This window comes from Micromonospora rosaria, assembly GCF_001567585.1.
GTDB classification, from domain to species: Bacteria; Actinomycetota; Actinomycetes; order Mycobacteriales; family Micromonosporaceae; genus Micromonospora; species Micromonospora rosaria.
In genome coordinates, this window is the sequence record NZ_LRQV01000182.1 from 1 (window position 1) to 10,937 (window position 10,937).

A 10,937-nucleotide genomic window follows, 5' to 3' on the forward strand; every position below is an offset into this window, starting at 1 on the left:
CGTGGGCGAAGACGCTGCCGGCCCGCTATGTGCCCGACCCGCGCGCCTCCGACGAGGCTTGGATGGTCACCACCCCCGTTCGCGTCGACCTCGGTCACGGCTGGCGTGTTCTCCCCGACGTGGTCGGCCGTGACGACGCCCGCCGCGCCGTGTGGGTGCCCGCCGTCGACTACGACTGCGTGGTTCGCCACCTGACCGAGGTCTACGCCGGGCAGGTGTTCCCCGCCCACCGCGACCTGCTCGCCGACGTGCTCGACACCCACCAGGCCGGCTGATGGCCGACCACCCGCCGAAGCGCACTCGGTCGCGCTGGTCGACCAGCCCGCATGTGTCCCACACCGCCGGCCCGGCCGGGTTCACCGGCACCGCCGCCGCCGGCCGCGCCCACAACGTCAGCGAGCACCGACCGTTCCCGATCCCCCGACCAGCCAACCGGAAGGACCCCCGATGACCGCCCCGACCATCAACGGCACGAAGTTCCCGCAGCCGGTTGCCGAGCTGTTGCCCGCCGCTCGCAAGCTCACCGCCGAGCTGGGCGAGATTCCCTCGCGCAACCGGCTGATGACCGAGTACCGCATCGGCGCTCCGAAGGCCAGCGAGCTGCGTACGCGGCTGATCGAGGATGAGGCCCGGGAGGTCGCCGCCAGGGACACCGCGACCTACAACCTCGTTCGGGGCGGCACGGGCGGCGCGACCGACGCCGACCTTACCGACGCGGCGCGCCGGATCGCGGCCGACCCGACCGCGTCGGACTACCTCCGAGAGTTGGCGCGCGAAGTGCTCCAGCGCGCCGACGTGCCGGCCGTCGCCCCGTGGGACTACGTCGAGCCGATCGGTCCGGACCCGCTGCCTACCCCGGTCGTAGCCGAGTCCGCGCCGCCGGCCGAACCGGGCTCGGTCCCCGCGCCGGAGATCACGCCGCCCGCGCCGGTCGAGCAGGTCACGCCGGTCAGTCACCCGGGCACGCCCACCCCGACCGACCCGCCCGCCCGGCCTGGTGCGGCGGTGGTGTGGCCGGTGGTGCTGCTCGCCCTGCCGGCGTTCGTGGCGATCTGGTCCGGCTGGGTCGGACTCGGCGGACTCACCGGGTTCGGGGTGGTTCACCCGCTGCCGGGCATCTGGGACAGCTTCTCCATCAACAGCGCGATCACGCTGCCGATCGGGGTCGAGACCTACGGCGCGTACGCCCTGTACGTGTGGCTGTCCGGCCGGGTACCGGACCGGGCACGCCGGTTCGCCAAGTGGTCCGCTCTCGGGTCGCTCGCGATCGGCGCGCTCGGTCAGGTCGCCTACCACCTGCTCGTGGCCGCCGGTATCACGTCGGCTCCGTGGTGGATCACCACCGCCGTCGCCTGCCTCCCCGTCGCCGTCCTCGGCATGGGCGCGGCGCTGGCGCACCTGGTCCGCGAGCAGCACTAGCCCCGCCCGGCGGCACAGCCCAAGGCCTAGGAAACCCGCTGTGCCGCCGGCCCATCCCGTCCGTCCGCAGACCTCAGGGAGAGGCTTCCATGTTCGCATCTGACCCGGTGGCGGTGTTCGCCGCCGTGTTTGCCACCCTCTACGCCGCTCATCAGGTGGGCGACCACTGGATTCAAAGTCAGCATCAGGCGACCTGCAAGGGTGCGCCGGGCTGGTCCGGTCGGATCGCCTGTATCGCTCACGTCGTCACCTACACCGCTACCGCCGCCGCCGCGCTCACCGTGGTTGGTGTGCTGCTCGGGTTGTCGCTGCCGGTGGGGCAGACGGTGGCCGGGCTGCTGGTGTCGGCCGTGTCGCACTACGTCATCGATCGGCGGGTGCCGCTGCGGCGGCTTGCCGACTGGCTCGGCAAGGACCCGACGTGGTTGGAGCGCGGGGGCGGCCTGTACGCCCTCGACCAGTCGGCGCACGTCGGGTTCCTGTTCGCTGCCGCGCTGGTGGTGGCCGCGTGAACCACGTCGACCGGCACCCGCTGATCCGCATGCTCCGCGCACTCGACCTGCCTGCCCGCGACTTCGTGGTGTTCGGGTCCGGGCCGCTGCTGGCTCACAACCTGCGCACCACCCTCGGCGACCTGGAAGTGGTCGCTCGGGGCGCGGCGTGGGAACGGCTGACCGCCATGGGCCGCCCGGTGCCGGCACCGTCCGGTCACGGCCAGATGGTGCGGCTCCAGATCGAGGCGACCGACCGGTGGCTACCCGGCTTCGACACCGATGACCTGATCGCCGCCGCCGAGTGGCACGCCGGTATCCCGTTCGCCCCGCTGGCCGAGGTACGCCGCTCGAAGCTCACCACCTGCCGGCCCAAGGACCGTGTCGACCTCGCGCTCATCGACGCCCGACTTGCCGCCTGACCTGGAAGGAGCCGACATGAGCAACAACCCTGACGACCGGTTCGACTGGCAGGCCGCCGAAGCGGACGTGTCCGCCACCGGCCCGGATGCCGAGGTGGTTGACCTGGCCGCGCGACGCCGCAAGCCCGACGTGCGGTCGTTCGCCGTGGACCTGGACGACGAGGCGGACGACCTGGACGACGACGTGCCGCCGCCGGTGGACCCGCCTGCGGTTTCCGAGCCGTCCGGTATGGCGGCGGTGCTGGCGGGCCGGTCGGCGATGCGGCGGCCGATCGTGCCGCCGTGGCTGCGCTCGCGTGGCGAGCTGCTCGCCGCCGGCCGGTGGGCGCTGTCGCACGTCGCCCACGTCAGCCTCTACCACCTGACCCGCGCCCCGAAGTACGCCGCCCGGCTCGCGTGGCGTGCCCCGTTTGGTATCGCCCGCCTGTTGGGCGCGCTCGTGCGGTGGACGACCGACGCCGAGGGCATCCCCGTCCGTCTCGCCGCTGTGCGGCGCGAGGATGCTGAGCTGTACCTCAAGCTGTCGCGGCAGCGTGACGCGCGGGTGCGGTGGCGGTCGCTGGTGGTGTCGGCGGTGCTGCTGCTCGGCCTGCCCACGGTGGCGGTGCTGGCGGTGCTGGCCGGGTCGTGGCAGCGGTGGTTGATGCTCACCGCCGCTGTGGCGGTGTTCGGGCTGGCCGGGTCGCCGAAGGACAAGCCGCTGGTGGACGTGGCGGCGGTGACGCCCAGGGCGCGGCGGCTGTCGGCCGACGTGGTGACGCGGGCGTTCCTGGCCGCTGGGCTGTGTAAGCCCGATGACCTGATCACGTTCCCGGTGCCGATCATGCGCGACGGTCCGGGGTGGCGGGCGGTGGTGGACCTGCCCTACTGGACGAACGCCGAGAAGGCGCTCAAGAAGCGCACCGACCTCGCCGCCGGCCTGGACCTGGATGAGGTGCAGGTGTGGCCGGAGCGGGTACGCGGCACCGCCGGTTCCGCGCGCCGGTTGGCGCTGTGGGTCGCTGATGAAGACCCCTACGCGAAGGCGTCGGGGCTGTGGCCGCTGATCGACAAGGGCACCGTCGACGTGTTCGCGCCGTTCCCGTTCGGCCAGGACCAGCGTGGCCGGCCGGTGCCGCTGCTGCTGATGTTCACGTCTCTGCTGGTGGGTGCGATCCCGCGCATGGGCAAGACGTTCGCCGCCCGCCTGCCCGTACTGGCCGCCGCGCTGGATGCGTCGGTGGAACTGCACGTCTATGACGGCAAGGGTGGGCAGGACTGGCGGGCGTTCGAGCGCATCGCCCACCGCGCCGGCTACGGCGTACGCGATGACGTGGTGCTCGGCCTGGTCGAAGACCTCCGCGCGCTGGTGGCGGACATGAACCGCCGGTACGACACCATCGCCACCCTGCCCCCGGACCTGTGCCCCGAATCCAAGGTCACGCGGGAAATCGCCGACAAGCGCGCGTTGAAGCTGTGGCCGGTCCTCGTGGCGATCGATGAGTTCCAGCGCTACAGCGGGCACCCGGAGCACGGCAAGGAGATCGTGGAGCTGCTGACCGAGCTGTGCAAGGTCGGCCCGTCCGTCGGCATCATCATCCTCTTGGCGACGCAGAAACCCGACGGAAAGGCCGTGCCAACCGACCTACGCGACAACATCGGTACCCGCTTCGCGTTGAAGACGATGACGTGGCAGTCCTCCGAGGCGGTGTTGGGTGCCGGCTCGTACCCGGCCGGCTACGACTCGTCCCGCTTCCAGCGCGCTCACAAGGGGGTGGGCATCCTGCTCGGCGCGGACGACTCCGGCGCGGTGGAAGAAGCCGTGACCGTGCGGACGAACCTCGCCGCGACCGAGCACGTCGAGAAGGTCGTCACCCGCGCTCACGCGCTCCGCGAGGCTGCCGGCACGCTGACCGGCTACGCGGTGGGGCAGGCCCCGGAGCCGACCGGCGGCCCGGCGGACACCCTGTTGGACGACATCCTCACCGTCGTCCCGGCCGGCGAGCCGAAGGTGTGGTCAGAGACCGTCGTCGCCCGGCTCGCCGAGCTGCGGCCCGACATCTACAGCGGGTGGGAGCCGGCGCAGTTGGCTGCGGCGCTCAAGCCGTACCGGGTGCCGGTCGGCCGGCAGGTCTGGGGCACCGACCCGGCCACCGGCAAGGGAGCCAACCGCAAGGGCATCCACCGCGACGACATCACCACCGCCGTAACCGAGCGTGACCGGCGACGGAAGGCGAGCTAACCCAATCCGGGCCGCTAGGTCTAGCCCCGCGCACCCGCTAGACCTAGCGGCACCGCTAGCCCCACACATCAACCCCCATCAGGACGCTAGCCACCTAGCGCCCTACCTGCTCTACGCCCTGAAACCGCCCGTGGAGGCACTTGTGGACTTCCGCGCCATGATCGCTAGCCTACCCTGCCTCACCTTGATCCTTGTCACGCTCGGTTACCTCACCGCGTGTGTGGTTGCCCCGTTCGGACGCTGCCGCACCTGCCACGCCACCGGCCGCGCACGCTCCCGACTCGCCCGCGCACGCCGTGACTGCCGACGCTGCGCCGGCACCGGACTCCGGCTGCGCGTCGGCCGGCACGTCATCAACCACCTGCACGACGAGTACGACGCGAGCAAGCGATGACCCGCCGCAACGCCCGCACCGGTCACACCGATTGGTGCGGCCGGGATCACCGCTGCAACCTCGGCGAACACCGCTCCGAAGAGTTGGTGGTCGACCTGCCCGGCCGTGCCCGCGCCGTCCTCGTGCGGGTGCGGAGCACCGCCGGCCGCGACCACGCCGAAGTCCGGCTACGGGTCGCTCTCGCGCCGACCGAGGTGGCCGCCCGCCGACAGTTGGTCGGGCTACTCGCCGACATCCGCCAGGCGGTAACCCGCGCGGGCATCGCCGCGCGGCCGGCACCCCGGAGGGCCGGGTGATGGAGGTCTGGTTGACCGGCACTCCGCCGGAACTCGCCGCCGCCATCGACGCCCTGACCGCCGCCGCCTATGTGGTGTTCTGCGGTGACCCGCACCCGCTTGCCGGGGTCGACGCCGGACGGCACCGCGTCTACCTGCGGCTCGCGCTCACCGCCACCGCCCGCCCCGCCCCCGGCCGTCCGGTCGACCGGGGTGGGCAGGGTGCGGCGCTGATCGACCTCGACACCGCCCGCGCCCGACGCGCCCCCGCATGGAAGGAGACCCCCGGTGCCTGACGACCTGCTCGCCACCGCGCTCGACCACGCCGCACGAGGCTGGCACGTCTTCCCCCTCCGGCCCGACGACAAGCGGCCCGCCTTCCCCGACCACGCTGCCGCCGACTGCACCGGCCGCGACCCGCGCTGCCGCGCCGCCAGCCGACACCTCGGGTGGGAAGACCGCGCCACCACCGACCCGACCCGCATCCGCCGCGCCTGGTCGACCCGCCCCTACGGCATCGGGGTGGCGTGCGGCCCGTCCGGGCTGGTCGTGGTCGACCTGGACGTCACCCCCGACGGTGGGCCGTCCGGCCTGGACACCCTCACCGCCCTGACCGACCGGCACGGCGGGACCGTCGACCCGACGTACACCGTCACGACCGGCCGAGGTGGCGCGCACCTCTACTACCGCCACCCCGCCGCCGGCCCGGCACTGCGGAACACCGCCGGCACCATCGGCCCGGCCGTCGACACCCGCGCGCACGGCGGGTACGTCGTGGGCGCCGGAAGCACGGTCGCCGGTCGGCCCTACACGGTCGATCTGGACGTTGACCCCGGACCGCTGCCCGCATGGCTCGCCGGGCTACTCGCCCCGGCCCCGTTGCCGCCGCAGCGGCCGGTGGTGGTCGACCTGCCCGCCAACCGCACCGGGGCCTACGTCCGCGCCGCCGTCACCCGCGAGGTGGAGCGGGTGACCTCAGCGGCCAGCGGGGAACGTAACCGCGCCTTGTACATCGCCGCTGTGGCCCTCGGCCAACTCGCAGCCGGTGGCGCGCTGCCCGAAGACGACGCCCGAACCCTGCTGGAACAGGCCGGGGCGGCGGCGGGGCTGCGGCCCGCCGAGGTGTACCGCACCGTCCGTTCCGGCCTCGCCGCTGGTGCCCGCCGTCCCCGGACGGTGGCCGCGTGACCCGGCCCGGTGACAACCCCGGTTGTCGCCGCGCGGCCCAGCTCCACCCGACGGCCGGCCACGTCGGCAACCTGGCCGCCGACCTGGCCGCCGCCCGGAATCCCTCGGAAGTCCTGACCGCGCTGGCCGCGCTCGAAGCCGCGTGCCGGGAAGCACGGGATTGGCTCGCGGTCGACCTGGTGCTCATCGACGGGTGGAGCTACGCCGACGTGGGCCGCGCCGTGGGTACCAGCCGGCAGGCCGCCGCGAAGGCATACGCCGAGCCGGTGAACGCCCGGATGCGGGCCACCGTGAAGGGCCGGAACAACGCGGTGGTGATCGTGCCGTGCGGCACGGCCAAACTCGACCGACCCGCCCCCGCAGGATGCCTGTACACCGGCAGCTACCACCGGGCGTGCCGCCGCGTGGCCGACCGCATCGGAGGCCGGCTGGTCATCCTGTCCGCCCGTCACGGCCTGGTCACCCCTGACACCGTGATCGAGCCGTACGAGCTGCGTATGGGACAACCCGGCGCGGTCACCGTGCCGACCCTCCGGGCGCAAGCCCGCCGCCTCGGTATCGACGTGGCCGGCACCGTGACCGTGCTGGCTGGCCGCGACTACGCCGACCCCGTGACTGCCGTATGGCCTCACGCCATCCGGCCTCTCGACGGCACACGCGGGATGCCCGAACAGATGGCCCGCCTCGCCGAGCTGGCGCGCGCACCGACAACCCCGGTTGTCACCGACCACCGCCACCTCGCATCACCCACGGAAGGACGTGCCGCATGACCGCCGCCCGCCTCCACCTCGTCACCGACCACCAGGACGCCACCAACCCACCGCCACCCGGTGGCCCGCTGTGGGATGTTCCAGTGCCCTTGACCGGGCCGACCGCCGCGCCGCCGCCGTTTCCGGTCGACGTGTTTCCCCGATGGTTGGGCGACATGGTGACCGGCGTTGCCCGGTTTACCCAGACCGACCCCGCCATGGCCGGCACCCTCGCGGTGGCCGTGCTCTCTGCTTGTGCGGGTGGCCGGTTGGAGGTCGAACCCGTCGCGGGGTGGCGGGAGCCGGTGAACATCTTCGCCGCCGTCATCGCCGGCCCCGGCGAGCGGAAGTCACCCGTGCACCGGGCGATGACCGCACCCCTGTTCGCCGCACAGACCACGTTGGCCGAGGCGGCACGCCCGAGGATCGCCGAAGCCACCGCCCTGCGCGACATCGCCGACCGGCAGGCCGAGCAAGCCAAAGCGCAAGCCGCGAAAGCCACCGACCCCGGTAAGCGCGACGACGCCGCCGCCGAGGCGGTCGCCGCCGCCATCGCCGCCGAGGCCATCACCGTTCCCAGCCTGCCCAAACTCATCGTGGACGACGCCACACCCGAGGCCCTGATCGGGTTGATGGCCGCCAACGGCGGACGCATGGCGATCATCAGCGATGAAGGCGGCATCTTCGACACCCTCGCCGGCCGGTACTCCGGCGCACCCAACCTTGACCCCTACTTGAAGGGTCACGCCGGGCAGCCGATGAGCAACGAACGGCAGACCCGCGAAGGCGCGTCGGTCGAGAAACCGGCCCTCACGGTGTGCGTGATGGCGCAACCCACCGTGCTGCGCAAGTTCGGCGGCAACGCCGACCTCGCCGGACGTGGCCTGCCGGCCCGGTTCCTGTTCGCGCTTCCGCGCTCCCTCGCCGGCTACCGGGCCGTGGACACGCCGCCGATCGCCGAGCCGGTGACCGCCGGCTACCGGCAGCGAATACACGACCTGGCAGCCACCCTCGCCGAGTGGGAAGACCCCGCCGTCGTCGTCCTCACGCCCGAGGCCGGCGCGGTCCGGCGGGTCGCCGCCGAACAGGTGGAGGCAGAGCTACGCCCCGGCGGCAGCCTGTACGACATGCGCGAATGGGGCAACAAGCTCTCCGGAGCAACCCTCCGGTTGGCGGGGTTGCTGCACGTTGCCCACCACCCCGCCGACGCCTGGCGACGCCCCATCGACGCCGACCGCATGACCGACGCCGTACGCCTCGCCGAGTTTTTCGCCGCGCACTACCGGGCCGCGCTCACCACCATCGGCAGCGACACCACGATCGAGAACGCCCGCTACGTGCTCGGCGTGCTCACCACCAAGGGCATGACCACCTTCACCCGCCGCGAGCTACACCGCCGCGTGTCCCGCCGGCTCCCGAAGTCCGATGAGGTGTCGTCGGTGCTCGCCGAACTGACCGCCCTCGGATGGGTCCGCAACGGGCCGGACGGACGCTACGAACTCCACCCCCGCGCCACCGCCGAACAGGAGCCTGGAAGCGTTGACACGCTGACACCCGACCCCGACAGCGACGTTTCAGCAGATCAGAACACACGCGAGGCTGTCAACGGGCCGCGTTGACAGCCGCTGACAGGCGTTGACAACCCACCCGCCGGCCCGCCCGGTGTCAACGGGTGTCAACGCCTGTCAACGGCCCCCGTTGACACCCACGCGCCCGTCACCACCTGCGGAAACGCCCGCAGGTCGGCGGATTGTCAACGTGTCAACGCTTCCCGGCCCTACCACCGGGCGGCACCGGCTACCCGACCGGCCCCCGATGACCGGAAGCGACCCGCTGAGAGCGCCTGAGAGCGCCACGCCCTATGCCCACCACCGGGACACCCGAAATCTTGCGCCTACGGCGCTTTCAGCGGGTCGCTCTACGCCGATCTGCGGCGATACCTCCCTGTACCTCCACAAGTGACCGTTGCCGACCGGAAGGCACCCACCGTGCCAATCAGGCTGCACGGCACACCCGCTGAAACAGTCGCCACTCGACGCCATCACCCACGCGCTGCTTATCCGCCACGTCTCCTGGCGCTACCCCGACCCCCGATGTTCCAGCGCATCTACCCCGACGCCATCCCGAGGGAGGAAACCCACCGATGACCACCCCCGACAACCGCGTGGTTTTGACCATCGAGCAGGCCGCAGAACGACTCGGCATCGGCCGCACCACGATGTACGCCCTGATCAAGACGGGCCAGATTCGCACCGTCACCATCGGCCGCCTGCGCCGAGTTCCCACCTTCTGCCTTGACGAGTACGTGCAGAGCCTCCTGTCCGACCCGACGCAACTCGACCACGCCGCCTGACGAAAGGAGCCTGACGAGTGGGAAGAAAGCCGAATGGTGCATCCAGTATTTACAAGGGTGGTGATGGTTACTGGCATGGCCGAGTAACTGTCGGCATCAAGGACGATGGCAAGCCGGACCGGCGGCATGTTCAGGCGAAAACCGAGGCCGAGGTAATCCGCAAGGTTCGCGCCCTAGAGCGGGAGCGCGACAACGGCACGGTTCGAAAGCCGGGAAGCCGTTGGACTGTCGAGAAGTGGCTAACGCACTGGGTCGAGAACATTGCCGGCCCGGTGGTCCGTACGAACACGCTTGACGGCTACCGGGTCGCCGTTCGTCGGCATCTGATCCCCGGTGTCGGTGCCCACCGCCTTGACCGCCTGGAACCGGAACACCTGGAACGGCTGTACGTCCGGATGATGGACAACGGCAGCGCGGCCGGCACCGCCCACCAGGCGCACCGGACCATCCGCACGGCACTCGGCGAGGCGGTTCGCCGTGGTCACCTCGCCCGGAATCCTGCCGCGCTGGCTAAACCGCCCCGCCTGCCGGATTCCGAGGTGCAGCCGTACTCCGTTCCGGAGGTGCAGGCGATCCTTCGTGCGGCAGCGTCCCGGCGAAACAGCGCCCGATGGGCGGTGGCCCTGGCGCTCGGCCTGCGCCAGGGCGAAGCGCTGGGCTTGAAATGGTCGGACGTGGATTTGAACAACGGATCGCTTACCGTCCGCCGGGCATTACTTCGGCCGAAATGGCGGCACGGCTGCGATGGCAAGTGCGAACAGAAGTTGCACGGTCAATGCCCCGAGCGGGTGAACGAACGCCCGGTTGCGGCGGACACGAAATCGCGTGCTGGTCGACGCTCGATCGGTCTGCCGGATGCCTTGATCGACCTGCTGCGGCGGCACCGGAAAGAACAGGACGCCGAGCGTGAAACCGCCGCGCAACTCTGGCGGGACGAAGGGTGGGTCTTCGCCTCGCCGACCGGCGAGGCGATCCACCAGGCGACGGATTACGACGAGTGGAAACGGTTGCTCAAGCTCGCCGGAGTGCGGGACGGCCGGCTGCACGACGCTCGCCATACCGCCGCCACCGTGCTCCTGGTCCTCGGCGTCTCCGGCCGCGCCGTGATGGGCATCATGGGCTGGTCCAACTCAGCGATGGCCGTCCGGTACCAGCACATGACCGACCAGGTACGCCGGGACATCGCGCAGCAACTCGGCGGACTGCTCTGGGGCGACCCGCCGGGCGGGCCGGGGGAGAAGGCCGCCGAGCCGCCGCCCGACCAGCCGGAACAGGGCAAGTGAGACGACAACTGAGACGAGAGCGACCGTAGACACGACTCAGGGCCGGTCCCTTCGGGGGCCGGCCCTGTCGTTCGTGCTGCTCAAGCGAGCGGAGGATACGAGATTCGAACTCGTGAGGGTGTGAACCCAACACGCTTTCCAA

Annotated in this window: 12 protein-coding genes and 1 pseudogene; all 13 read left to right on the top strand. The window is 71.5% G+C overall.

Annotated features, from left to right (window positions below; all coding sequences use genetic code 11):
- Nucleotides 1-275: pseudogene (locus tag AWW66_RS34650) on the top strand (NUDIX domain-containing protein); the annotation flags it as partial.
- Between the two features lie 172 nt (nucleotides 276-447).
- Nucleotides 448-1,419: a hypothetical protein gene (locus AWW66_RS29235; protein ID WP_067373115.1), complete on the top strand. Its 972-nt coding sequence runs from the start codon at nucleotides 448-450 to the stop codon at nucleotides 1,417-1,419.
- Between the two features lie 89 nt (nucleotides 1,420-1,508).
- The gene (locus AWW66_RS29240; RefSeq protein ID WP_067373118.1) at nucleotides 1,509-1,931 is read left to right on the top strand and encodes a DUF3307 domain-containing protein; all 423 of its coding nucleotides are present in this window, start codon (nucleotides 1,509-1,511) and stop codon (nucleotides 1,929-1,931) included.
- The gene (locus AWW66_RS29245; RefSeq protein WP_083979137.1) at nucleotides 1,928-2,332 is read left to right on the top strand and encodes a hypothetical protein; all 405 of its coding nucleotides are present in this window, start codon (nucleotides 1,928-1,930) and stop codon (nucleotides 2,330-2,332) included. Before AWW66_RS29240 ends, AWW66_RS29245 begins: the two co-directional genes overlap by 4 nt.
- A gap of 16 nt (nucleotides 2,333-2,348) precedes the next feature.
- Complete coding sequence (locus tag AWW66_RS29250; RefSeq protein WP_067373121.1) at nucleotides 2,349-4,553, top strand: FtsK/SpoIIIE domain-containing protein; 2,205 nt, start codon at nucleotides 2,349-2,351, stop codon at nucleotides 4,551-4,553.
- Nucleotides 4,554-4,737: 184 nt separating this feature from the next.
- Nucleotides 4,738-4,947, top strand: a complete 210-nt coding sequence (locus AWW66_RS33150; RefSeq protein WP_245648536.1) for a hypothetical protein — start codon at nucleotides 4,738-4,740, stop codon at nucleotides 4,945-4,947.
- Nucleotides 4,944-5,243 (top strand): hypothetical protein, encoded by a 300-nt coding sequence (locus tag AWW66_RS29255; protein WP_067373124.1) that lies wholly within the window; start codon nucleotides 4,944-4,946, stop codon nucleotides 5,241-5,243. Before AWW66_RS33150 ends, AWW66_RS29255 begins: the two co-directional genes overlap by 4 nt.
- An 11-nt stretch (nucleotides 5,244-5,254) precedes the next feature.
- Nucleotides 5,255-5,518: a hypothetical protein gene (locus AWW66_RS29260; protein WP_342671947.1), complete on the top strand. Its 264-nt coding sequence runs from the start codon at nucleotides 5,255-5,257 to the stop codon at nucleotides 5,516-5,518.
- Nucleotides 5,511-6,410, top strand: coding sequence for a bifunctional DNA primase/polymerase (locus AWW66_RS29265; RefSeq protein ID WP_067373130.1), 900 nt, complete (start codon nucleotides 5,511-5,513; stop codon nucleotides 6,408-6,410). Before AWW66_RS29260 ends, AWW66_RS29265 begins: the two co-directional genes overlap by 8 nt.
- Nucleotides 6,407-7,180: a DUF6884 domain-containing protein gene (locus tag AWW66_RS35005; protein WP_067373132.1), complete on the top strand. Its 774-nt coding sequence runs from the start codon at nucleotides 6,407-6,409 to the stop codon at nucleotides 7,178-7,180. Before AWW66_RS29265 ends, AWW66_RS35005 begins: the two co-directional genes overlap by 4 nt.
- On the top strand, nucleotides 7,177-8,778 hold the full coding sequence (locus tag AWW66_RS29275; RefSeq protein ID WP_067373134.1) for a YfjI family protein: 1,602 nt from the start codon (nucleotides 7,177-7,179) through the stop codon (nucleotides 8,776-8,778). The genes AWW66_RS35005 and AWW66_RS29275 overlap by 4 nt, the downstream gene beginning before the upstream one ends.
- 524 nt (nucleotides 8,779-9,302) lie before the next feature.
- Nucleotides 9,303-9,512 carry a helix-turn-helix domain-containing protein gene (locus AWW66_RS29280; RefSeq protein ID WP_067373136.1) on the top strand — a complete coding sequence of 70 codons (210 nt, stop codon included), beginning with the start codon at nucleotides 9,303-9,305 and terminating at the stop codon, nucleotides 9,510-9,512.
- A gap of 17 nt (nucleotides 9,513-9,529) precedes the next feature.
- Nucleotides 9,530-10,795: a tyrosine-type recombinase/integrase gene (locus AWW66_RS29285; RefSeq protein WP_067373138.1), complete on the top strand. Its 1,266-nt coding sequence runs from the start codon at nucleotides 9,530-9,532 to the stop codon at nucleotides 10,793-10,795.
- Nucleotides 10,796-10,937 lie beyond the last annotated feature (142 nt).